Source organism: Mycobacterium neumannii (genome assembly GCF_048452905.1).
GTDB classification, from domain to species: domain Bacteria; phylum Actinomycetota; class Actinomycetes; order Mycobacteriales; family Mycobacteriaceae; genus Mycobacterium; species Mycobacterium neumannii_B.
The window spans coordinates 1452305-1474098 of record NZ_JBCGVF010000003.1 but is presented as its reverse complement, the minus strand read 5'-3'; the positions used below and the strand labels follow the sequence as shown (position 1 = coordinate 1474098).

Sequence of the window (21794 nt, the reverse complement as noted above, 5' to 3'; positions counted from 1 at the left end):
CGGAACGCACGCCCTGTCTAGTGTGAATCCCGAGGGGATGACGTGAGTGCGACCGACCGACCGCTGCGTGCCGACGCCCTGCGCAATCGCGCCCGCGTTCTGGAGGTCGCCTATGACGCGTTCGCGACCGACGGGCTCGCGGTGCCGATCGACGAGATCGCCCGGCGTGCCGGCGTCGGCGCGGGCACGGTGTACCGACACTTCCCGACCAAGGCGGACCTGTACCGCGCGGTCGTCGAGGACCGGATCGAGAGCCTCGTCGCCGAGGGCCGCGCCCTGATCGAGGGCGTACCTCCGGGAGAGGCGCTGTTCGTCCTGCTGCGCTCGCTGGTCCTGCATTGGGGAGCGACCGATCGCGGGCTGAAGGACGCCATGGCGGGCGAGGGCATCGACGTCGCGGAGGTCATACCGGAGACCGAGCAGGCCTTCCTCGAATTCCTCGGCGACCTGCTCGAGGCGGCCCAGGATGCCGGGACCGCGCGGCGCGACGTCGACGTGCTCGACGTGAAGGCGATCCTTGCCGGCTGCTTTGCGATCCAGGACGCCAATCCCGAACAAGCCGCGCGGCTCACCGAGGTAGTGCTGGACGGCCTGCGAGCGGCCTGAACGCGTCGCATGCGATCTTGCACTCGCCATGCCCGAGTGCTAGAAAGGCAATTGGCACTCGCGACCGGTGAGTGCTAGGTCGGGACGGTGAGGCAACGGGCCGCATCTGCGGAGCACACCCGAGCCGTCCGTCGCGGGCACTGCACCCGACCGCAGACGTGCCATCCCCAATCCGGAGGAACACTTCGCAATGGCCAAGACAATTGCGTATGACGAAGAGGCCCGCCGCGGCCTCGAGCGGGGCCTCAACAGCCTCGCCGACGCGGTAAAGGTGACGTTGGGGCCCAAGGGTCGCAACGTCGTCCTGGAGAAGAAGTGGGGCGCCCCCACGATCACCAACGATGGTGTGTCCATCGCCAAGGAGATCGAGCTGGAGGACCCGTACGAGAAGATCGGCGCTGAGCTGGTCAAGGAAGTCGCCAAGAAGACCGACGACGTCGCCGGAGATGGAACGACGACGGCAACGGTTTTGGCCCAGGCGCTCGTGCGCGAGGGTCTGCGCAACGTCGCGGCCGGCGCCAACCCGCTCGGCCTCAAGCGCGGCATCGAGAAGGCCGTCGAGAAGATCACCGAGACGCTGCTGAAGTCGGCCAAGGAGGTCGAGACCAAGGACCAGATCGCCGCCACCGCTGCGATCTCGGCCGGCGACACCCAGATCGGTGAGCTGATCGCCGAGGCCATGGACAAGGTCGGCAACGAGGGTGTCATCACCGTCGAGGAGAGCAACACCTTCGGCCTGCAGCTCGAGCTCACCGAGGGTATGCGCTTCGACAAGGGCTACATCTCGGGTTACTTCGTGACCGACGCCGAGCGTCAGGAAGCGGTCCTCGAGGATCCGTACATTCTGCTCGTGTCGTCCAAGGTGTCGACGGTCAAGGATCTGCTCCCGCTGCTGGAGAAGGTCATCCAGGCCGGCAAGCCGCTGCTGATCATCGCCGAGGACGTCGAGGGTGAGGCCCTGTCGACCCTGGTGGTCAACAAGATCCGCGGCACCTTCAAGTCCGTCGCCGTCAAGGCCCCGGGCTTCGGTGACCGCCGCAAGGCGATGCTGCAGGACATGGCGATCCTCACCGGTGGTCAGGTCGTCAGCGAGGAGGTCGGCCTCTCACTCGAGACCGCCGACATCTCGCTGCTCGGCCAGGCCCGCAAGGTCGTCGTGACCAAGGACGAGACCACCATCGTCGAGGGCGCCGGTGACTCCGACGCCATCGCCGGCCGGGTGGCCCAGATCCGCGCCGAGATCGAGAACAGCGACAGCGACTACGACCGCGAGAAGCTGCAGGAACGCCTGGCCAAGCTGGCCGGCGGTGTTGCGGTGATCAAGGCCGGCGCTGCCACCGAGGTCGAGCTCAAGGAGCGCAAGCACCGCATCGAGGACGCCGTGCGCAACGCCAAGGCGGCCGTCGAGGAGGGCATCGTCGCCGGCGGTGGCGTGGCTCTGCTGCAGGCCTCCCCGGCGCTGGACGAGCTCAAGCTGGAGGGCGACGAGTCCACCGGCGCGAACATCGTCCGCGTGGCGCTCGAGGCTCCGCTGAAGCAGATCGCCCTCAACGGCGGTCTGGAGCCCGGCGTGGTGGCCGAGAAGGTCCGCAACTCGGAGAAGGGCGTCGGCCTCAACGCCGCGACCGGCGAGTACGAGGACCTGCTCAAGGCCGGCGTCGCCGACCCGGTCAAGGTGACGCGTTCGGCGCTGCAGAACGCGGCGTCCATCGCGGCGCTGTTCCTGACCACGGAGGCTGTCGTCGCCGACAAGCCGGAGAAGGCGGCCGCTGGTCCGGCCGACCCGACCGGCGGCATGGGCGGCATGGACTTCTAAGTCTGGAAGGCCCGTTCTACTGGGAAAGCCCGGCTCCTCACGAGGGGCCGGGCTTTTTCATGTCCGTTCGTATCGCCGAACGTGGGTTACCCGCACGCATATCCGCGGCGGACCGTGACACAAGCCCACTCTCGGCGGGAACTACTTTTTCAGAGGGACGCAGTCGTGCAGGCAGTCCGGGCTCGTCGCCGGCGACTCCGCAGTGGCCTTGCGATGCAGAACCGCGCGCGCCGGTTGGACCGACAACGACTCGCCCGCCTGGTGCGCCTGGCCGTCGACGATCAACGAGTATCCACCGGCCTCACTCGGCGGCCACACGATGGTGACGTCGCCGTGGCGGGCGGTGTTGTCCCGCGTGTGCCGGCCGACGGTGCCGACGTCGAGCCTGCCGTCGCGCAACACCGGGTCGACGGCGACGGTGTGCGCGCGGTAGTCGTCGCCGACGGAGATCAGATAGGCGAAGCCGAAGTCGGCCAGCACATCGGTCAACCGGTCGAGATCCACCTTCACGCTCATAGGGCGAGGATACGTCCGCGCAGCGGCGCGTTAGGTTCTTGTATGCCCTTACCGCCCCCATCGTCCACCACCACCGCCGTCGTCACCGGAGCGTCGGCAGGCATCGGCGCCGACATCGCCCGCGAACTCGCCGCGCGCGGTCACGGCGTCACGCTCGTCGCTCGTCGCGAAGACCGGCTGCGCGATTTGGCGGCCGAACTCGCCGACGACGTCCGCACCGAGACCATCGCGTGCGACGTCGCCGACCCCGAGGCCCGCGCAGCCCTGTTCGACCAGGTCGCCGAGCGCGGCCTCGCCGTCGACATCCTCGTCAACAACGCCGGGATCGGCACGATCGGGTCGGTGACGAAATCGCCTGTGGCCGACGAGATCGCACAGGTACGCGTCAACGTCGAGGCCGTCATCGACCTCACCACCCGCGCGGTCCAGCAGATGGTGCCGCGTGGTCGCGGTGCGATCCTCAACGTCGGGTCCACCGCCGGCTATCATCCGTTCCCCGGCCAGTCCGGCTACGCGGGAACCAAGGCGTTCGTCAAGACCTACACCGAGGGCGTGCGGGCCGAACTGGCGGGCTCCGGCGTCACCGTCGCGATGCTCGCTCCAGGGCCGGTGCGCACCGAGTTCCTCCAGGCGGCGGGCATGGACGAGCGCGCGTTCGCCGCGGCATTCCCCAAATTCATGTGGGTGCCGTCGCGCGAGGTGGCCAGGATCGGTGTCGACGCGCTCGAACACGACCGCGGCACCGTGATCGCAGGACGCCAGAACGTGCTGGCCACACGCTTACTCCAAGCGCTTCCGCGGGCTGTTCTGCTCAGGACGCTGCGCAGTCAGCATCCCGGGCTGCGCCGCGATCGCTCAGCGGTCTGACAACGGCCAGCGCCGCATCCAACCCTCGACCGGCAAGGCCATGCCGTTGCACAGCGTGCAGATGGTGCGATACCAACCGACCGCGACCAGCAACTCCATCCGCTGCTCGTCATCGAGCTCGTCGCCCAGGGCGTGCCACGTCTGATCCGACCATGTGCCGGTTCTCTCCACCTCGTCGACGGCCGCGATCAGTACCCGCTCGAAGTCGCTGAAGCCGGGATCGTCGTCGAGAACCAGTGCGTCACATTCGCGTTCGCTGACACCGGCGATAGGACCCCAGAATGCGGCCTGGCCGCCCCATTCGTACTCGCACCGCAGCAATGCGCAGATCCGCAGGATCGCGATGGTGCGCAATCGCGGCGGCAGCCTGGCGTCGACGTAGAGCGACTCGCCCAGTTTGCGAAGCCGCGCAGCCAGATTCGGGTGCCTTTGCAGGCAGCGCACCAGCAGCAGCGGCTCGTAGGTGCGGTCGGGATGTCCCCAGCCGTTGATGCCTGCGGCGTCGTCCTCGCTCCACGGGGGAGCCAGCGGCGCGACCCTGCTCACGCAGTGGGCGCGGGTCGGCGGCCGCGGATCAACTCGCCCGGACGCGCGGCGGTGGGAATGCCGTTCTCGGCGATGATCTCGCCGGACACGACGGTCGCGACGTATCCATCGGCACTCTGGTCCAGGCGCCGGCCGCCAGCGGGAAGGTCGTAGGCGATCACCGGCCGGTGCAGGCGCAGCCCGTGGTGGTCGATGACGTTGAGGTCGGCCTTGTACCCGACGGCGATCCGTCCGCGGTCGGCCAGGCCGGCAACCCGGGCGGGCGCCGAGGTCAGTTCGCGCACCGCCTCAGCCACCGACAGCCGACCGGCCGCGCGGTCGCGTGACCAGTGCGTCAGCATGTACGTGGGAAAGCTTGCGTCGCAGATCATTCCGTAGTGCGCACCACCGTCGCCGAGCCCGAGCACCACATCGTCGCGACGGATAAGCTCCGCGACCGTGTCGAGGGTGCCGTCACGGAAGTTGGCCAGGGTCACCAGAAGAATGGCGTGACCGTCGTCGTCGAGCAGCCGGTCGTAAGCCTCCTCGAGCGGGCTGACGCCGCGGGCACGGGCGCGACTCGCGATGCTCTCGGACCGCGGAGGTTCGTAATTCGGTGGATCGCCGAGCGGGAACATCCACTCGAATGCCTGCGCCGCGAACATCAGCGGATGGCCTTCGCCGACCGGTTGGTCGGATAGAATCCGTTGCCGCACTTCGGGATTACGCATCTGGGCGACGCGCTCGGCCAGCGGCAGGGAGGCCAGTTCCTGATAGCTGGGGTACATCACGAACGGGTTGCCCGATAACTCGAGGCCGAGCACCAACCCGATCGGCCGCGGGAAGATCTGCGCGGTGATCTCGCCGCCGTCGATGTTGGCCTTCTCGACCATCGTCAGCGCGTCGAGGAAGAACGGGTCCCCGGCGTTGCCGATCGCCAGGGTGAACGTCACGGGCAGGCCGACCTCGGCGGCGACCTCGAACACCGTTCGCAGCACAGGTTCGTAGTCGCCGGCCACCAGGTCGGGCACGAACTGGATCAGCCCGCCACCGGCGTCGTCGATTCCGCGGGCGATCGCCTCGATCTCAGCGCGGTCGGCGTCGTAACTGGGGATCGGCCGCCCGCTCTCGGTCTTGTGCAACGTGAACCGCGACGACGCGAAGCCCAGCGCGCCGGCCTGTACGGCTTCGGCGGCGAGTTTGCGCATCATCGCCAGGTCCTCGGCGGTGGCCGGTTCGCGGTCGACACCGCGCTGCCCCATCACGTACACCCGCAGCGGTGAGTGGGGCAGCAGCGCGGCCACATCAATGTCCCTGTGTCGCGTCTCCAAGGCGTCGAGGAACTCCGGGAACGTCTCCCAGTGCCACGGCAACCCGTCGACCATCACCACACCGGGGATGTCCTCGACCCCGGCCATCACGTCGACGAGGACGTCGTGGTCCTCCGGGCGGCAGGGCGCGAACCCCACCCCGCAGTTGCCCATCACCACGGTGGTCACACCGTGCGCCGACGACGGCGTCAGGCGGTCCGACCAGATCGCCTGGCCGTCGTAGTGGGTGTGCAGGTCCACGAACCCGGGGGTGACCAGGAGGCCCGTCGCGTCGATCTCCCGCGCGCCGGTCTCATCGACCCGTCCGACGGCTGATTCGTCTGCGCGGTTCACCGCGGCGATGACGCCGTCCGAAACCGCCACGTCACCGACGTAGGGTTGCCCGCCGAGGCCGTCGACGATGGTGCCGCCTCTGATCACGAGTTCATATGTCATACGTCGAATCTACGATGAGCCCGTGATCGACCACTTCGGAATCAACTGCGCGGACTTCCAAAGGTCGAAGGCGTTCTACGACACGGTCCTGGGCGTGCTCGGCTACACCCGCCAACTCGACTATCGGGTCGCCATCGGTTACGGCAGGGACGGCAAGCCCGACTTCTGGATCGCGGACATGAATGCCGGCGACGCGGCGGGCCCCAACCGCGAGGTGCACTTCGCGTTCGAGGCCGCCGACACCGATGCCGTGCAGGCGTTCTACGACGCTGCGATCCAGGCCGGCGCGAAGTCGCTGCACGCCCCGCGGCTGTGGCCGGAGTACCACCCCGGTTACTACGGCGCCTTCGTCCGCGATCCGGACGGCAACAACATCGAGGCCGTCTTTCACGGGGCACGACCACCGGACTGACGTATACCGTCGAGGTCATGGCTGACTCAGGCGTGGCAGTGGCCCGCGAAATCCTGCGCGACGCGTTCACCCGGCTCAGCGAGCACGTGGAGAACCTCACCGACGGGCTGACCGACGAGACCGCGTTCTTCCGTCCCACCCCGACCGCCAACAGCATCGCGTGGCTGGTGTGGCACAGCGCCCGTCAGCAAGACGTCCAGCTCGCTGACCTCGCGGGCACCGAGCAGGTCTGGTTGCGCGATGCGTGGGTCGACCGGTTCGGGCTCGACCTCCCCCGCGAAGACATGGGTTACGGGCACAGCCCCGAGGAGGTGGGCCGCGTCCGCGCCCCTGCGGATCTGCTTGCCGGCTACGCGCACGCCGTGCACAAGGCGACGCTGGAGTACATCGCGTCGGTCACCGCAGAGGAACTGAGCCGCGTCGTCGACGAGAACTGGGATCCACCGGTGACGGCGAGCGTGCGGCTGGTGAGCATCATTGACGACGGCGCCCAACACCTCGGCCAGGCGGCCTACATCCGCGGAATCACGTGACCCGATGGTGGCCCGCGCTCGCGCTGGTGGCGATGCTGCTGCTCGGCTGGGCGGTCGGCAAATCCTCGACGCCGGTCGACGACTGGTTCCAGGGTTTTGGCGACACCCCGGTGCGGCGCCTGGCCGTGATCGCGGATGCCCGCGTGCTGCTCACCCTGACTGTCGTGGTGTTGGCCGCCGCGTGCCTGCAACGGCGTTGGTGGCTGGCGTTGATGACGGTCGTCGGGCCATTGGCCGGAATCGCGGTCGTCCGGGTGCTCAAACCGATCTTCGACCGCCAGAAGGGAGGCGGGCTCGCCTACCCGAGCGGACATCTCACCGCGACCACCATCGTGTGGGGGCTGGCCGTCCTCGTGGCCGGTGCGGCGTGGTGGGTCGTGGTGACCGCGGTTCTCGCCGTGGCGTTGGCGATGCTCGGAGTCGCCGCGACCTTTCACTACTTCACCGACGTGGTGGGCGGTGTGCTGTTCGGTTCGGCGGTCGTGTGGGCCGCCGCGGTCATCGCCCGACGCGACCGCAGCGGGGGCCGCGATTCCCCGTCGGCCTCGGCTGGCTAACTCGACGCGGTGCAACAATTGGCTGATGGCGTTGTCCGATAGGCCTCTGGGCTTGCGCGAGCGAAAGAAGCTTCGAACTCGTGCGACTATCCGGCGGGAAGCGTTCCGCCTGATCCAGGAGCGGGGCTACCAGGCCACCACCGTCGAGCAGATCTCCGCTGCCGCCGACATCTCACCGCGCACCTTCTCCCGCTACTTCCCGACCAAAGAGGCGGTGCTGATCTCCGACGATCACATCCCGCCGATCATCGACGCGTTCGTCGCCGCGCCCGCCGACATGTCGGTCATCGACGCCTACCGGCACGCCGTCGAGACCACGTTCAATTCGCTGACCCCCGAGCAGCGCGAAGAGGCCATGATCGGGCAGCGGCTGATGTACACCGTGCCCGAGGTGGCCGGCCTGCTCTACGCCGAATATGTCCGGCTGATCGGCCTGATCGAAGACGCGCTGACGCAACGTCTCGGCGCGCCGACGGACCCCCGCGAGCGACGCGTGCTGGCAGGGGCGATCGTCGGGGTGCTGATCAGCGCCTCGCACGGCACCCCACTGCCCGGCGACCCGATCTCGGACAGCCTGCAGGTGCTCGACCGGCTCATGAGGTAGACGCCCGCGAACTTGACACGTGTCAACCCTGCTGCGATCTAGATCACATGCGACCGCTAGCATGGGGACATGACTGCGACGTCCGACGTTGAGCTGCCCGATACCAGCACCATCCGCAATCCCGCGACCGGAGCCGTCGCGGGCACCGTGCGATGGACCGACCCCGCCGACGTGCCGCGCATCGCGGCCGGCCTGCGCCAGGCCCAGCGCCAGTGGGAGGCCCGCGGCGCCAAGGGCCGGGCCAAGGTGCTGGCCCGCTACGCCGTCTGGCTCGGCGACCACCGCGAGGAGATCGAGTCGCTGCTGGTCAAGGAGACCGGCAAGTCGGCCGTCGACGCGTCGCAGGAAGTGCCGCTGCTGATCATGATCGCGTCGTATTACATCAAGACCATGGAGAAGGCGCTGGCGCCCGAGAAGCGTCCTGCGCCGCTGCCGTTCCTGTCGATCAAGAAGATCGAGGTGCACTACCGGCCCCGTCCCGTCGTCGGCATCCTCGCGCCGTGGAACTACCCGGTGGCCAACGCGCTGATGGACGCCATCGGTGCGCTGGCGGCGGGCTGCGCGGTGCTGCTCAAGCCGTCGGAGCGCACGCCGCTGACGGCCGAGCTGCTGCTGCGCGGCTGGCTGGACTCGGGTGCACCGGAGGTGCTGGCGCTGGCCCAGGGCGCCCGCGAGGTGTCCGAGGCCGTCATCGACAACGCCGACTTCATCCAGTTCACCGGCTCCAGCGCGACGGGTGCGAAGGTCATGGAGCGCGCCGCTCGCCGGCTCACCCCGGTCAGCCTCGAGCTCGGCGGCAAGGACCCGATGATCGTGCTCGAGGACGCCGACATCGACCTCGCCGCGCACGCCGCGGTGTGGGGTGCGTTCTTCAACGCCGGGCAGACGTGCGTGTCGGTGGAGCGGGTCTACGTGCTCGAATCCGTCTACGACAAGTTCGTCGACGCGGTGGTGCGCGACGTCGAGAAGCTGAAGATTGGTGCGGGCGACGGCTTCGACTTCGGCTCGCTGATCGACGAGACGCAGGTGGCCGTCACCACCCGCCACGTCGACGATGCGCTCGCCAAGGGTGCGCGGGCGCTGACCGGCGGTAAGCGCCCCGAAAGCGAGGGCAACTTCTACCCGCCCACGGTCCTCGTCGACGTCGACCACTCGATGCTTTGCATGACGGAGGAGACGTTCGGGCCGACTCTGCCGATCATGAAGGTGGCAAGCGTTGACGAGGCGGTCCGGCTGGCCAACGACAGCCCGTACGGGTTGAGTGCCGCGGTGTTCTCCAAGGACATCGAGCGGGCCAACGACGTTGCGGTCGAACTGGATTGCGGTGCGGTCAACATCAACGACGTGATCTCGAACCTGATGTGCACGACGGCGCCCATGGGCGGCTGGAAGACCTCGGGTCTGGGTGCACGGTTCGGCGGGGCGGACGGGCTGCGCAAGTACTGCCGCCAGGAAGTGGTGGTAGCGCCGCGCACCAACGTCGGCGCCGGTGGCAACTATTACAACAACTCGCCCAAGGCGCTGAAGCGGATGAACACGTTGATGACGAAGCTGGCGCTGATCACCCCGAAGCGGGCCGCCAAGTAGCGACCTCCCCGCCACCGCGTCGGGACCAGCTTCTGAGGCGGTTCTCACGGTTCGTGTCAGAAACCGCGGTTTCGGGTAGGAGGATGCGCGTGCGCGTGGTGGTGACGGTCTTCTTGTGGGTCGTCACGACGGCGCTGCTGGCCGTCGCCGTCCCCACCATGTGGGCGCAGCGCAACGTGGTCGACGAGGGCGGATACGCCGCGCTGGCGGAGTCGGCCGCCGAGGATCCGCAACTGCAGAAGGCGATGGCGGGGGTGCTGGCCACCGAAGTCGCGTCGTACATGGGCGACAACGGCTACGACGTCGACAGCACCGTCATTAGCGGGGTGGCTTCGGCCTACACCGCGAACCCGACGTTCCCCGAACAGTTCGCCCTGGCCAACACCGTCGGTCACCGCTGGATGTTCACCGACGGGGCCCAGCAGGTCGAGGGCACCGACGAGTGGATTCTCGACCTCGGCCCGATGCTCGCCGACGAGTCGTTTAGCAGGACGCTCGGCAACGTCGGCGTCGCCACCCCCGAGTCGCTTCCGGTCTCCGTATCGATCACCGACTCCTGGCGGCCCGGCCAACTCAAACGGGTGTCGACGTGGGGGCCGTGGGTCAGCATCGGCGCGAGCATACTCACCGGGGTGTTCGCTCTGTTGACGCTTGCTGCGGTTCGCAGTCGCGGCAGAGCCCTTGCCGCCCTTGGTGTTTCCGCGCTCATCGTCGGTGCGGCCGGATGGGCGGGCCTGGAGGTGGCGCGCCGCTTTGTCAACGACGCGTTGAACCGGCTGTCGGGGGACATCCGAGTGGTCGCCGACGTGATGGTGACCCACGCCGAGGACAGCCTGCACCACTGGCTGAACCTCACACTGGCCGCAGGCGGAGTGCTGGTGCTGTTCGGCGTGCTCGTGGCGATGCTCGGCGGGTTGCGGCGACGCGACGTTTAGCCGACCTCGGTATTGCTACCGTCAAGCCATGCCGTTCGTCACCGACATCGTGGGCCCGCAGCGGCCAGTCGAGGCGTGGCCACCCCTGGTGGCGGGCGCACTGCGGCGGACCAGCACCATCGACACCCATCCCGATGGCGCCGCCGATTCCGATGTCGACCTGAGGGCGCGTGACGTCGTCGTTCGGCACGGTGCGGTGGATGTGCTCGACGAGATCGCCGTGCGCGCCCGCTTGGTCGACCGGGCCATCGAGACGATCGAGGCGGTACCGGGCGACGACCGGCTCGGTCATCTCGTCGGTAAGCGAGTAGGTCCCGGCTTCCGCGCCACGATCAGTGAACTACTGCCCTCGGAGCTCCATGGTTCGACCCTGCTGCACCTGCTGCTAGACGACTGGGTCGGTGCGGCGCTGGTCTCCGGTTACGCGCTGCAGCACGCGACGATCGTCGCGGGTACTGAGGAGAAGATGGCGCCCGGCACCGCCGATCGCATGGCCGGTATCTGCGCGGGTTTCGCACCTGAGGCGTCGCTCGTGGGATACGCGCGACGCCTCGGCACCATCCCCTCGGTGCACGGACCGCAGGCCCCGCCGATCGACATCGACGGTGTGCACGCCGTCGAAACCCTCCGCGCACACGGCATGCGACGATTGCGGCGCCTCGACCTGCACCCGTCGGAGCAGGGTGTGTCACGCTTCGACGCGCACTTCCGCGACTCCCATGTCGACGGCGACGCGGCCGAGACGATCGTGCACGAGTACACGCTCGCCGGGGCGGTCGATGTCGCGACGCGGACGATCACCGCCATCAGCGCGGACGTGCGTGTGCTGCCGTGGCAGGAATGTCCGGGTGCCATCGGAAGTGCGCGACGTGTGCAGGGGATGAGGCTCGTCGAGGTTCGCGACCGCGTCCGGCGAGAGTTCGTCGGCACCAGCACGTGCACGCATCTCAACGACACGCTGCGTGCGATCGGCGATCTCGACGCGCTCTTCGAGTTGCGTTCAGGGCTCGATGACGTGTGACGGGTCGGGGCGCTTCTCCGGCGGCGCCTGGCTGTAGTCGCCCCACGGGCCGTCGCGCTGCTCGACCGCGGACCGAACCCCCTGCGCGGCAGCGGTTTCGATGAAGGACAGCGCATCGGGGGTATTGCGCATCAGCCCGTCGAGGATGCCGCCGAGGGTCTGGGTGGAGGCCAGGCCCATGTTCTCGTAAGCCTGGTTGACGATCAGCTTCTGCGCCTGAAGCTGCGACAACGGAATCGCGGCCAGCTTGCGTGCGACCTCTTTGACGCGGGCCTCGAGGTTCTCGAACGGCACCGACTCGTTGATGAGTTCGACTGCGGCGGCTTCCCTTCCGGTCAGCGGCTCACCGGTCAACGAGTGCCACTTCACCTTCGCCAGGCTCAGCCGGTACAGCCACATGCCGGTGAGGTACGCGCCCCACATGCGGGCGTAAGGAGTGCCGATCACCGCGTCGTCGCTGGCGATCACGATGTCAGCGCACAGCGCGTAGTCGCTCGCGCCGCCCACACACCAGCCGTGCACCTGGGCGATCACCGGCTTGGACGCCCGCCAGATCGCCATGAACTTCTGCGTCGGACCGGTTTCGCGGGCACTGACCATGGCGAAGTCCTTGCCGGGGTCCCAACGGCCGTCGGTGTTCATCGCATCACCCCAGTGCGCGAAGCCACCGCCGAAGTCGTAGCCGCCGGAGAATGCGCGGCCGGCGCCACGCAGCACGATCACCTTGACAGCGGGATCACGCTCGGCCACACCAATGGCCTTCTCGATCTCATCGGGCATCGGCGGGACGATGGTGTTGAGGTGGTCGGGGCGGTTGAGGGTGACGGTGGCGACGGGTGGCTCGGCGGCATAAAGCAAGGTCTCGAACTCCGGCCCGGATTCTGGCGGCGTCATGGACCAAGTTTGACAGAGGGGGCATTGGCGCCGAGTCTCGCGCGGAGGCGGTTCGCGCTTGATGGAGCACCCGGCTCGCAACGCCGATTTAGGCTTGCCTCGCCTCTCACCAGCTAGGAGTGCTATGTTCGGCCTCTCCTAACTTCGAGGTGCTAATGAACCGGTATCTTGCCTGGGCAACTCCCATCGCCGTCGTCGGCCTGATCCTGTCCGGATGCTCGAATGAGAGCTCGTCTTCCGGCAGCGAGACGACGTCGGCCACTGGAACCGCGACCGAGACGACGAGCGCCGCTCCCGCAGTCGATCCCGCCGTACTCGACAAAGCGGCTGCCGACTACAAGGCCTACGCGCAGAGCAACATCGACGAGCTCCAGCGCGTGGTCAAGGTCTTCACCGACGCTGTGCGCGCCGGCGACCTGAAGGCCGCCCAGGACGCGTTCGCGCCGTCGCGCCAGCCCTGGGAGCGCATCGAGCCGATCGCCGGCCTAGTGGAGGAGATCGACGGCAAGATCGACGCCCGCGTCGACGACTTCGCGGGCGTGGACGACCCGAAGTTCACCGGTTGGCACCGCCTGGAATACCTGCTGTTCGAGAAGAACACCACCGAGGGCGGGGCACCATTCGCCGACCAACTCGACAAGGACGTCGCCGACCTGAAGGCGCAGTTCCCGGCGGTCGAGGTGAAGCCGATCGACGTGTCCAACGGCGCGGCCGAGCTCATCGAAGAGGTGTCCGAGGGCAAGATCACCGGCGAGGAGGACCGCTACTCCAAGACCGACCTCTGGGACTTCGACGCGAACCTCCAGGGCTCCCGCGACGCCGTGAACACGCTGAGTGCCGCTCTGGTACAAGCTGATCCGGCCTTGCTGGGCAAGATCGAAGCGGGGCTCAACTCGGTGTTCGACACGATGCGGCCGTTGCGCCGCGGTGACGGCTGGGTGTTGTTCTGCACCGAGAACGACCCCTACCCGTCGCCGCGCTGCCCCGAGGTCACCGTGACACCGGACGTCATCGACAAGCTCAAGGCCGAACTCGCCGGGCTGTCGGAGAACCTGTCGCAGGTGTCGGGAGTGCTGAAACTGAAGTGAGCGAAGGCCGCTCGGGTCTGTCGCGCCGGGGCTTCATCACCGGCGCGTTGGGCACGGGTGCCGCGGTGGGCGCCGGTGCCGCCCTCGCCGGATGCTCGAAGGATGACGCCGCTGCGCCTGCGGGGGCTCTCGTCCCGTTCGAGGGCGCCCATCAGACCGGCATCGCCGCGCTGCCCATCCCCGAACAGGGATTGATCGCCTCGTTCAACGTGCTGTCGAAGGATCGCGACGGCCTCAAGCGCGCGCTCCAGGAGCTCACCGAAGAGATCCGCGGGCTGATGTCGGGCAAGCCGCCCGAGGTGCGCGACCCGGAATACCCGCCCGTCGACTCGGGCATCCTCGGCGAACAGCCTCCCGCGGACAACCTGTCGGTTGTGGTCGGCGTGGGTGCGTCGCTGTTCGACGACCGGTTCGGGCTGGCCGATCGCAAGCCCAAGGAACTGGTCACGATGCCCTTTCTGGCCAACGACCGGCTGGATCCCAAACTGTCGCACGGTGATCTGTCGATCGTCATCGAGGCCGGGCACAACGACACGGTCATCTTCGCGCTGCGCCAGCTGATGCGCCGCACGCGCAGCGATCTGGTGATGCGGTGGATGGTCGACGGATACGCCAGGGGTATCGGCGCCGGGCGGGCGTCGGAGGCGGCGACTCCGCGAAACCTGTTGGGCTTCAAAGATGGGACGGCCAATCTCGATGTCGACGACGGCGCCGTCATGGACCGCCACGTCTGGGTCGGCCCGCACGACGGCGAACCGCAGTGGGCGGTCGGCGGCTCGTATCAGGCGATCCGCATCATCCGCATGTTCGTCGAGTTCTGGGACCGCACCCAACTCGTCGAGCAGGAAGCGCTGATCGGGCGCAGCAAGGTCAGCGGCGCACCGCTCGGGCTCAGCGGTGAGTTCACCGACCCCGATTACCCAGAAGACCCCGACGGCAAGCGAATTCCGCTCACCGCCCACATCCGGTTGGCCAACCCTCGAACGCCGGAGACGGACGAGAACCTGATCCTGCGGAGGGGCTTCAACTACTCCCGGGGTTTCGACGGCGCGGGCCGACTGGATCAGGGTCTGGCCTTCATCGCCTATCAGCGCAGCCTGGAGAAGGGGTTCCTGACGGTGCAGCGCCGCCTCGCCGGGGAACCGCTCGAGGAGTACATCCTTCCGGTCGGCGGCGGCTTCTTCTTCATCCTGCCGGGCGTCACCGGTCCCGACCGGTTCCTCGGCGATCAGCTGTTCAGCTGAGCATCGACCACAGGAACTCGTAGATCAGCGCCGAACGGAACGCGGTCTGGGCGTTGTCGGCCGCGCCCGCGTGACCGCCCTCGATGTTCTCGTAGTAGTGGACCGGATGACCCGCATCCTCCAGGGCCGCGGTCATCTTTCGGGCATGGCCCGGATGCACACGGTCGTCGCGCGTTGATGTGGTGACCAAAACGGGCGGGTACCGACGATCTGCCGAAATATTCTGGTAAGGAGAATATTTCGAGATGAACTCCCAATCGTCGGGATCGTCGGGATCCCCGTACTCGGCCATCCAGGAGGCGCCTGCGAGCAGCAGGTGGAACCGTCGCATGTCCAGTAGCGGCACACTGCACACCAACGCGCCGAACAGTTCTGGGTACCGCGTCAGCATCACGCCCATCAACAGGCCGCCGTTGCTTCCGCCCTGCGCGCCGAGCTGTTCGACGGTGGTGATACCGCGCGCCACCAGATCGCGCGCCACAGCGGCGAAGTCCTCGTAGACCAGGTGCCGGTTCTCGCGCATCGCCTGCGTATGCCACGTCGGCCCGTACTCCCCTCCACCGCGGATGTTCGCCAACACATATGTGCCGCCACGACTCAACCACAACCGGCCCAACACACCGGCGTAGCTCGGTGTGTTGGCCACCTCGAAGCCGCCGTATCCGCCCAACAGCGTGGGGCCCGGCGCCTTATTGTGACGGTGCCCCACAACGAAATACGGGATCATGGTGCCGTCGTCGGAGGCCACGAAGAACTGCTCGACCTGTAGGTCGGCGGCGTCGAAGAACGACGGCGCGCGTTTGACCTCTGCGACGGCGTCACCGGCCACGCCCCATAACAGCCGCGACGGGGTGTCGAAACCGCTGGAGTCGACGAAGATCTCGTCGCCGTATTCGTCGGCGTCGACCAATACCGTATTGGTGTTCGGCGGGATCCCCTCAATCTCGGTTCGCTGCCAGGCTCCCGGTGTCACGAGCTCGACGTGGCTGATCACATCGACGAGCGTGACGAGGATCAGGCGGTCGCGCGTCCACGCGTAGTCGTCGAGGCTGGAGTGCTCGTCGGGTTCAAACACCACGTGCAGATTCCGTGCGCCATCGAGATATTCGAGGTAGCTCGCGGCAAGCAGGGAACCGGCGCGATACGTCGTCGAGCCCACCGTCCAATCTGTGCGTGGCCGGATCAACAGCCACTCGCGGTGCACGGAGATCCCGGCGTCGGTCGGCACGTCGATGGGTATCAGCGTTTCGCCGCGCAACTCGTAACGCTCGCGGTTGAAGAAGTCGAAGGCCCGCGTGATCAGCAGCCGTTCGAATCCCGGTGTCGCGTCGTAGCCGCATCCCACGCTGACGTCGGCGATCTCACCCTCGAACAGGGTCTGCGCGTCGGCGAGCGGTTGCCCGCGCCGCCAGCGCTTCACGACCCGGGGATAGCCGGAGTCGGTCAACGAACCCGGTCCGAAGTCGGTGCCGACCAGCACGGAATCGCGATCCTGCCACGTGACGCTCGACTTGGCCTCGGGAAGTGCGAAACCGTCCGCGACGAACTGCCGTGTGGCCATGTCGAATTCGCGGACGATGGTGGCGTCGGCGCCGCCGCGGGACAATTCGACGAGTGCGAGGGAGAAGTCCGGTTCGAGCACGTCGGCGCCGGCCCACACCCAGTTCTCGTCGTCTTGGTCGGCGAGCGCGTCGACATCGAGCAGGACGTCCCACTCCGGCTGCTCGCTTCGGTAGCTGGCCAGCGTCGTGCGCCGCCACAGACCCCGGGGGTGGTCCGCGTCGCGCCAGAAGTTGTACAGGTGATCGCCCCGCCTGCGGACGTAGGGGATACGGGCGTCGGTGTCGAGTACCTCCAGCGCTTCTCGCCGCATCTGCTCGAACCTCTCACCGCCGAAGCGCGTGATCGTCGGCTCGTTGTGCTTGCGCACCCAGTCCAACGCAACATCACCGGTGATGTCCTCGAGCCACAGATACGGGTCCTCATCCACGCGACCCATTGTCGCGGTCCTGTGCCCGACCGGTTCAGCCGGTGTTGCCGTACCGGGAGCGACGCCATTGCGGAAGAGTCAATTTTCTGCCCGAATGCCCCGCGCGAGCGCCCATGGTGAGTGATCATGACCTGGTCATCTTTTTGCCCTAGTGAAGGAGGTCGTCATGGCCGACCCACAGATCGTCGACACCGACGAGGTTCGAGAAGAAGAGGTTCAGCAGGAAATCGACCTGCTGCCGTCCTGATGACTGACGACTCATCGACGGCTCGACACGTCGGTGAGATCGAAGAACTCGGCTACACCGTCGTCAAGGGAGTCCTCGACGACGAGGCGGTCGACGGCTACCTGAGCGATACGCGTCGGCTCGAGCGTGAACTGCCTACGGTGATCGCCAACTCGAACACCGTCGTCAAAGGCTTTCCCCGCCCGGGACAGAAGGCGCTCAACGGCGCCGATCACGACTGGGTGCGGATCGACAACCTGCTGCTACACGGTGCCCGATACGAGGCGCTCCCGACCAACCCACGGTTGTTGCCGATCATCGAGGGGGTGCTCGGTCCGGACTGTCTGCTGTCCTGGTTCATGACGAGCAACCAGCTGCCGGGGGCGGTCGAGCAACGCTTGCATTGCGACGACGAGATGTATCCGATTCCGCGGCCACACCAACCGCTGCTCTGCAACGCGTTGATCGCGCTCTGCGACTTCACCGACGTGAACGGTGCGACCCGCGTTGTGCCGGGTACCCACCGGCTGGCAGCGATGCCGTCGGAGCCCTATCCACCGAGCACCCCGGTGGAGATGGCCGCCGGTGACGCGCTGGTGTGGAACGGCGGCCTGTGGCATACGGCCGGCGCCAACCGGACGAACAAGCCGCGTCCCGCCCTCACCGTCAACTACTGCGCGGGGTTCCTGCGCCAACAGATCAACCAGCAGCTCAGCATCCCCCGTGAGTTGGTGCGACGGCTGGACCCGCGACTCCGCGAACTGATCGGCTACGGCCTGTTCGCGGGGAAGATGGGCCGGATCGATTGGCGCCCGCCCGCCGACTACCTGGGTTCCGAAGAGCATCCGTTCCTCGACTCGGTTCGTGACCGCTTGGAGCGGCCGCTCACGATCTGACGGGCGGCTGGCCGGGCAGCCGCAAGGCGATGATCAACGCGACGGCCGTGATGGCGGCGGCGACCGCGATGGTCGCCTGCGCTCCCGTCGAGAGTGCCGTCGCGAGCGCGGACGTATCCGCCGAGGGCATCAGTCGCGAATGCGACGGCACCGCCGCGTCCAACGCCGACCGGCCGGCCACACCGCCGAAGACGGCCGTGAGAATCCCCGCGCCGAGGGCACCGGCCAGAAGTCGCAGCGCGCTTTGAACGCCGCCGGCAACAGCTGAGTCCTGTTCCGGCACTTCGTAGTACGACATGCTCACCAGTCGCGCGTAGGCGACACCCCAGGCCACGCCGTAGGCGACCAGCACCGCTCCCACTGTGGCCAGCGGTGTCTTCCAGGAGAGCAAGGGGATGAGGCCGAGCAGCAGAAGCGGCAGTGCCGCAAGGGCGTATCGGGCCACCGTGCGGTCGTCGAGTCGGCGGGCAAGGGCAGCCGCTGCCGGGCCGCTGAGCACCGCACCCGCGCCGTAGCAGGCCAGCACGACGCCGACCCCCAATTGGCCCACGCCGAGGACGAACCCCAAAACCAGCGGTAGGGCCAGTTGGAATCCGGTGTCGCCGATGGACATGAACGCGGAGCTGAACGTGGCCAACCGAAAAGACCTGTACCGGAAAAGGTGTGGTGGGGCAATGGTTTCTCGTCGCCGACGGATCCGCCTGCGCTGCACCGCGGCGAAAGCGGCAACGGCCGCGATGGTGACACCGAAAAGACCGACGGCCGTGCGCACTTGGTCGTCATAGCCGCCGCCCCCGAGGTCCACGGCCAGCGCAAGGCTGCCCGCACTTGCCGCCAACAGGAGCGCACCCCAGACGTCGATGTCGGCGAGACGCTTGCGGGGGTTCTCGGGTAAGGTCGTGGCGATGCCTACCGCGGCCAGCACGCCAAGTAGCGCCGATCCGAAAAAGGCCCAGCGCCAACTGATCGCGGTGGCCGCCGCCGCGCCACCGACAAGAGGTCCTATCACCGCCGCCAGCCCGATCGCCGCCGCCCACAAGCCGAAAGCACGCTCACGCTGCGGCCCACGTTGCGCGAACAGCGTGTTGAGCACGCCGAGACCGTTCGGCAGAGTCGCCGCCAACGCCAACCCGGACAGCACGCGGCCGGCGAAGAAGGAGGGGAGATCCCAGGCGATGCCGCTGAGCATGCTTCCCGCGATGAACAGGGCGGTGGAGACGAGCAGCAGGAAGCGGCGTCCCAGAACGTCACCGAGCCTGCCGAACAGGACCATGAATGCCGCCGCTGCGGCGAAGTAGGCCGTGAACGCCAGGCCCAGATCGGCCACGGACAAACCGAGATCCCGCACCAGTGACGGGATGACGGCGTCGGCGATCGTGAAGTCGCTGATCGCCAACGTCACCGCCAGCAATACGAATCCGTAGCTTGTCGAGAGCCGCGAACCGCGCGCGCGGTGTCCGACCGTCGGTGACGGATTCACGCGACCATTGTGGACGTAGCGAGGCACAGTAGGGGCACGCTGGCGCACCGATGTGATCGCGAGCACAATCGGCCATGATGCGATAGACCGACGGCCCTCGACCCGTCGCCGTCCGCGGCGGCGCCCGGCCGTCACAAGTCTCGTCAGATGTCTCAACGAGGAGGACACGATGACCGTTTACGCCCGCCCGGGTGCCGCCGATGCCCTGATGTCGTTCGAATCGCGCTACGGCAACTACATCGGCGGAGAATGGGTGCCGCCGGTCTCCGGGGAGTACTTCGAGAATCCGACGCCGGTGACGGGCCAGCCGTTCTGCGAGGTGCCGCGATCCAACGAAACCGATATCGAGGCGGCCCTGGATGCCGCACACGGCGCGGCCACCGCATGGGGTAGGACCCCCCCGGGGGAGCGCGCCATCATCCTCAACAAGATCGCCGACCGCATAGAGGCCAACCTCGAGTCGCTGGCGCTCGCGGAGTCGTGGGACAACGGCAAGCCCATCCGCGAGACACTCAACGCCGACCTGCCACTGGCCGTCGACCACTTCCGCTACTTCGCCGGAGCGATCAGGGCGCAGGAGGGGTCGCTGTCCCAGATCGACGAGGACACCGTCGCCTACCACTTCCACGAGCCACTCGGCGTCGTCGGGCAGATCATCCCGTGGAACTTCCCGATTCTGATGGCGACGTGGAAGCTGGCCCCCGCGTTGGCAGCCGGGAACGCCGTGGTGCTCAAACCGGCCGAGCAGACGCCGGCCTCGATCCTGTATCTGATGAGCCTGATCGGCGACCTGTTGCCCGCCGGTGTGCTCAACGTGGTCAACGGGTTCGGTTTCGAGGCGGGCAAGCCGCTGGCGTCGAGCAACCGCATCGCCAAGATCGCGTTCACCGGCGAGACCACCACCGGCCGGCTGATCATGCAGTACGCGTCGCAGAACCTGATCCCGGTCACGCTGGAGCTCGGCGGCAAAAGCCCGAACATCTTCTTCTCCGACGTGATGGCCGCCGCCGACGATTACCAGGACAAGGCGCTCGAAGGGTTCACGATGTTCGCCCTCAACCAGGGCGAGGTGTGCACGTGCCCGTCGCGCAGCCTGATCCAGGCCGACATCTACGACGAGTTCCTGGAGTTGGCCGCCATCCGCACCAAGGCCGTGCGACAGGGCGATCCGCTGGACACCGAGACGATGATCGGATCGCAGGCCTCCAACGACCAGCTCGAAAAGGTGTTGTCCTACATCGCGATCGGTAAAGATGAAGGCGCCCGCGTCGTCACCGGAGGTGAGCGCGCCGAGCTCGGCGGCGACCTGTCCGGCGGCTACTACGTCCAGCCGACGATCTTTGAGGGCAACAACAAGATGCGGATCTTCCAGGAGGAGATCTTCGGTCCGGTCGTCGCGGTCACGTCGTTCACCGACTACGACGACGCGATCGCGGTTGCCAACGACACCCTGTACGGGCTGGGTGCGGGCGTGTGGAGTCGCGACGGCAATACCGCCTACCGCGCCGGCCGCGATATCAAGGCGGGTCGGGTGTGGACGAACTGCTACCACGCCTATCCGGCGCACGCCGCGTTCGGCGGATACAAGCAGTCCGGCATCGGCCGGGAGAACCACCGGATGATGCTCGACCACTACCAGCAGACCAAGAACCTGCTGGTGTCCTACAGCAACAAAGCGCAGGGGTTTTTCTGACGACGCCCGATCGGCGCGAACGTGGGTTACCCGCACACCAAACCGGACTTTCGCGTGCGGGTAACCCACGTTCGGCCCAACAAGAAGAAGAGCCGACGCCGCCGCGGGCGTTGATCACCGCGGCCGCCGCCGACCTTCTGGCCCGGCTCCAGGACAAGCACGGCGCGCTGATGTTCCACCAGTCCGGCGGCTGCTGCGACGGGTCGTCGCCGATGTGTTACCCCGACGGGGAGTTCATCGTGGGTGATCGCGACGTGCTGCTCGCGGTGCTCGACGTCGGCGACGGGGTACCCGTGTGGATCTCGGGCTCGCAGTTCGAGGCGTGGAAGCACACCCAACTCGTGATCGACGTCGTCCCGGGCCGCGGTGGAGGATTCAGCGTCGAAGCCCCCGAAGGGGTGCGGTTCCTGAGCCGGGGCCGGGCGTTCACCGAGGCAGAGATGCAGGCACTGGCCGCCACACCGCCTGTGACCGGGGCGGATTTCGAACGGGGCGTCCGACCGCCACCGTCTGGGCCCACAACGTAGTTAGGGGAAAA

21 protein-coding genes are annotated in these 21794 nt (G+C 67.4%); 15 read left to right on the top strand and 6 right to left on the bottom strand.

Features of this window, described 5'->3' with window-relative positions:
• Window positions 1-42: 42 nt before the first annotated feature.
• Both AAHH99_RS13615 and groL read left to right on the top strand, forming a co-directional pair.
• Window positions 43-606: a TetR/AcrR family transcriptional regulator gene (locus tag AAHH99_RS13615; RefSeq protein WP_418769075.1), complete on the top strand. Its 564-nt coding sequence runs from the start codon at window positions 43-45 to the stop codon at window positions 604-606.
• 190 nt (window positions 607-796) lie between these two features.
• Complete coding sequence (gene groL, locus AAHH99_RS13610) at window positions 797-2422, top strand: chaperonin GroEL (RefSeq protein ID WP_064399745.1); 1626 nt, start codon at window positions 797-799, stop codon at window positions 2420-2422.
• A gap of 141 nt (window positions 2423-2563) precedes the next feature.
• Here the strand turns inward: groL and AAHH99_RS13605 are convergent, their stop codons facing one another.
• Window positions 2564-2938, bottom strand: coding sequence for a pyridoxamine 5'-phosphate oxidase family protein (locus AAHH99_RS13605; RefSeq protein ID WP_418769074.1), 375 nt, complete (start codon window positions 2936-2938; stop codon window positions 2564-2566).
• Window positions 2939-2980: 42 nt separating this feature from the next.
• On the opposite strand from AAHH99_RS13605, the gene AAHH99_RS13600 reads away from it, so the two are divergent.
• Window positions 2981-3805, top strand: a complete 825-nt coding sequence (locus AAHH99_RS13600; protein WP_418769073.1) for an SDR family NAD(P)-dependent oxidoreductase — start codon at window positions 2981-2983, stop codon at window positions 3803-3805.
• Here the strand turns inward: AAHH99_RS13600 and AAHH99_RS13595 are convergent.
• Together AAHH99_RS13595 and AAHH99_RS13590 are read right to left on the bottom strand one after the other, a co-directional pair.
• Entirely contained in the window at window positions 3794-4351 is a 558-nt protein-coding gene (locus AAHH99_RS13595) for a carboxymuconolactone decarboxylase family protein (RefSeq protein WP_418769072.1), read from the bottom strand. The two genes, AAHH99_RS13600 and AAHH99_RS13595, sit on opposite strands and share 12 nt — an antisense overlap.
• Window positions 4348-6096, bottom strand: coding sequence for an N-acyl-D-amino-acid deacylase family protein (locus AAHH99_RS13590; protein ID WP_418769071.1), 1749 nt, complete (start codon window positions 6094-6096; stop codon window positions 4348-4350). Before AAHH99_RS13590 ends, AAHH99_RS13595 begins: the two co-directional genes overlap by 4 nt.
• A 22-nt stretch (window positions 6097-6118) precedes the next feature.
• On the opposite strand from AAHH99_RS13590, the gene AAHH99_RS13585 reads away from it, so the two are divergent.
• The 7 genes from AAHH99_RS13585 (at window position 6119) to AAHH99_RS13555 (ending at window position 11745) form a co-directional block, all read left to right on the top strand.
• Entirely contained in the window at window positions 6119-6508 is a 390-nt protein-coding gene (locus tag AAHH99_RS13585) for a VOC family protein (RefSeq protein WP_418769070.1), read from the top strand.
• A gap of 17 nt (window positions 6509-6525) precedes the next feature.
• On the top strand, window positions 6526-7041 hold the full coding sequence (locus AAHH99_RS13580; RefSeq protein ID WP_064419951.1) for a mycothiol transferase: 516 nt from the start codon (window positions 6526-6528) through the stop codon (window positions 7039-7041).
• A complete protein-coding gene (locus AAHH99_RS13575; RefSeq protein WP_418769069.1) occupies window positions 7038-7598 on the top strand; it encodes a phosphoesterase PA-phosphatase in 561 nt (186 codons plus the stop codon). The genes AAHH99_RS13580 and AAHH99_RS13575 overlap by 4 nt, the downstream gene beginning before the upstream one ends.
• Window positions 7599-7623: 25 nt before the next feature.
• Window positions 7624-8202: a TetR family transcriptional regulator gene (locus AAHH99_RS13570; RefSeq protein ID WP_418769068.1), complete on the top strand. Its 579-nt coding sequence runs from the start codon at window positions 7624-7626 to the stop codon at window positions 8200-8202.
• A 69-nt stretch (window positions 8203-8271) separates the two neighbouring features.
• On the top strand, window positions 8272-9789 hold the full coding sequence (locus tag AAHH99_RS13565; RefSeq protein WP_418769067.1) for an aldehyde dehydrogenase family protein: 1518 nt from the start codon (window positions 8272-8274) through the stop codon (window positions 9787-9789).
• A gap of 89 nt (window positions 9790-9878) precedes the next feature.
• Complete coding sequence (locus AAHH99_RS13560) at window positions 9879-10724, top strand: hypothetical protein (RefSeq protein ID WP_418769624.1); 846 nt, start codon at window positions 9879-9881, stop codon at window positions 10722-10724.
• 28 nt (window positions 10725-10752) lie between these two features.
• A complete protein-coding gene (locus AAHH99_RS13555) occupies window positions 10753-11745 on the top strand; it encodes a DUF2889 domain-containing protein (RefSeq protein ID WP_418769066.1) in 993 nt (330 codons plus the stop codon).
• On the opposite strand, the gene AAHH99_RS13550 is transcribed toward AAHH99_RS13555, so the two are convergent.
• On the bottom strand, window positions 11725-12639 hold the full coding sequence (locus tag AAHH99_RS13550) for a crotonase/enoyl-CoA hydratase family protein (RefSeq protein ID WP_418769065.1): 915 nt from the start codon (window positions 12637-12639) through the stop codon (window positions 11725-11727). The genes AAHH99_RS13555 and AAHH99_RS13550 overlap by 21 nt on opposite strands.
• 155 nt (window positions 12640-12794) lie before the next feature.
• On the opposite strand from AAHH99_RS13550, the gene AAHH99_RS13545 reads away from it, so the two are divergent.
• Both AAHH99_RS13545 and AAHH99_RS13540 read left to right on the top strand, forming a co-directional pair.
• Complete coding sequence (locus AAHH99_RS13545; RefSeq protein ID WP_418769064.1) at window positions 12795-13727, top strand: EfeM/EfeO family lipoprotein; 933 nt, start codon at window positions 12795-12797, stop codon at window positions 13725-13727.
• Window positions 13724-14971 carry a Dyp-type peroxidase gene (locus AAHH99_RS13540; protein WP_418769063.1) on the top strand — a complete coding sequence of 416 codons (1248 nt, stop codon included), beginning with the start codon at window positions 13724-13726 and terminating at the stop codon, window positions 14969-14971. Before AAHH99_RS13545 ends, AAHH99_RS13540 begins: the two co-directional genes overlap by 4 nt.
• On the opposite strand, the gene AAHH99_RS13535 is transcribed toward AAHH99_RS13540, so the two are convergent.
• Window positions 14964-16970 (bottom strand): prolyl oligopeptidase family serine peptidase, encoded by a 2007-nt coding sequence (locus AAHH99_RS13535; RefSeq protein ID WP_418769062.1) that lies wholly within the window; start codon window positions 16968-16970, stop codon window positions 14964-14966. The genes AAHH99_RS13540 and AAHH99_RS13535 overlap by 8 nt on opposite strands.
• A gap of 237 nt (window positions 16971-17207) precedes the next feature.
• Here AAHH99_RS13535 and AAHH99_RS13530 point away from each other — a divergent pair, with 237 nt between their 5' ends.
• Complete coding sequence (locus AAHH99_RS13530) at window positions 17208-18083, top strand: phytanoyl-CoA dioxygenase family protein (RefSeq protein ID WP_418769061.1); 876 nt, start codon at window positions 17208-17210, stop codon at window positions 18081-18083.
• Here AAHH99_RS13530 and AAHH99_RS13525 read toward each other — a convergent pair.
• On the bottom strand, window positions 18073-19563 hold the full coding sequence (locus AAHH99_RS13525; RefSeq protein ID WP_418769060.1) for an MFS transporter: 1491 nt from the start codon (window positions 19561-19563) through the stop codon (window positions 18073-18075). The genes AAHH99_RS13530 and AAHH99_RS13525 overlap by 11 nt on opposite strands.
• Before the next feature lie 169 nt (window positions 19564-19732).
• Here AAHH99_RS13525 and adh point away from each other — a divergent pair, with 169 nt between their 5' ends.
• Together adh and AAHH99_RS13515 are read left to right on the top strand one after the other, a co-directional pair.
• The gene (gene adh, locus AAHH99_RS13520; RefSeq protein WP_418769059.1) at window positions 19733-21256 is read left to right on the top strand and encodes an aldehyde dehydrogenase; all 1524 of its coding nucleotides are present in this window, start codon (window positions 19733-19735) and stop codon (window positions 21254-21256) included.
• Between the two features lie 110 nt (window positions 21257-21366).
• The gene (locus AAHH99_RS13515) at window positions 21367-21783 is read left to right on the top strand and encodes a DUF779 domain-containing protein (protein WP_418769058.1); all 417 of its coding nucleotides are present in this window, start codon (window positions 21367-21369) and stop codon (window positions 21781-21783) included.
• The last annotated feature ends 11 nt before the right edge of the window (window positions 21784-21794 follow it).

Excerpts from the sequence above, each read along its gene's own strand:
- AAHH99_RS13550 (WP_418769065.1), bottom strand. The coding sequence starts at position 12,639 with ATGACGCCGCCAGAATCCGGGCCGGAGTTCGAGACCTTGCTTTATGCC.
- AAHH99_RS13600 (WP_418769073.1), top strand. The coding sequence starts at position 2,981 with ATGCCCTTACCGCCCCCATCGTCCACCACCACCGCCGTCGTCACCGGA.
- AAHH99_RS13530 (WP_418769061.1), top strand. The coding sequence starts at position 17,208 with ATGACTGACGACTCATCGACGGCTCGACACGTCGGTGAGATCGAAGAA.
- AAHH99_RS13605 (WP_418769074.1), bottom strand. The coding sequence starts at position 2,938 with ATGAGCGTGAAGGTGGATCTCGACCGGTTGACCGATGTGCTGGCCGAC.
- AAHH99_RS13555 (WP_418769066.1), top strand. The coding sequence starts at position 10,753 with ATGCCGTTCGTCACCGACATCGTGGGCCCGCAGCGGCCAGTCGAGGCG.
- AAHH99_RS13565 (WP_418769067.1), top strand. The coding sequence starts at position 8,272 with ATGACTGCGACGTCCGACGTTGAGCTGCCCGATACCAGCACCATCCGC.
- AAHH99_RS13545 (WP_418769064.1), top strand. The coding sequence starts at position 12,795 with ATGAACCGGTATCTTGCCTGGGCAACTCCCATCGCCGTCGTCGGCCTG.
- AAHH99_RS13570 (WP_418769068.1), top strand. The coding sequence starts at position 7,624 with ATGGCGTTGTCCGATAGGCCTCTGGGCTTGCGCGAGCGAAAGAAGCTT.
- groL (WP_064399745.1), top strand. The coding sequence starts at position 797 with ATGGCCAAGACAATTGCGTATGACGAAGAGGCCCGCCGCGGCCTCGAG.
- AAHH99_RS13580 (WP_064419951.1), top strand. The coding sequence starts at position 6,526 with ATGGCTGACTCAGGCGTGGCAGTGGCCCGCGAAATCCTGCGCGACGCG.
- adh (WP_418769059.1), top strand. The coding sequence starts at position 19,733 with ATGACCGTTTACGCCCGCCCGGGTGCCGCCGATGCCCTGATGTCGTTC.
- AAHH99_RS13590 (WP_418769071.1), bottom strand. The coding sequence starts at position 6,096 with ATGACATATGAACTCGTGATCAGAGGCGGCACCATCGTCGACGGCCTC.
- AAHH99_RS13535 (WP_418769062.1), bottom strand. The coding sequence starts at position 16,970 with ATGGGTCGCGTGGATGAGGACCCGTATCTGTGGCTCGAGGACATCACC.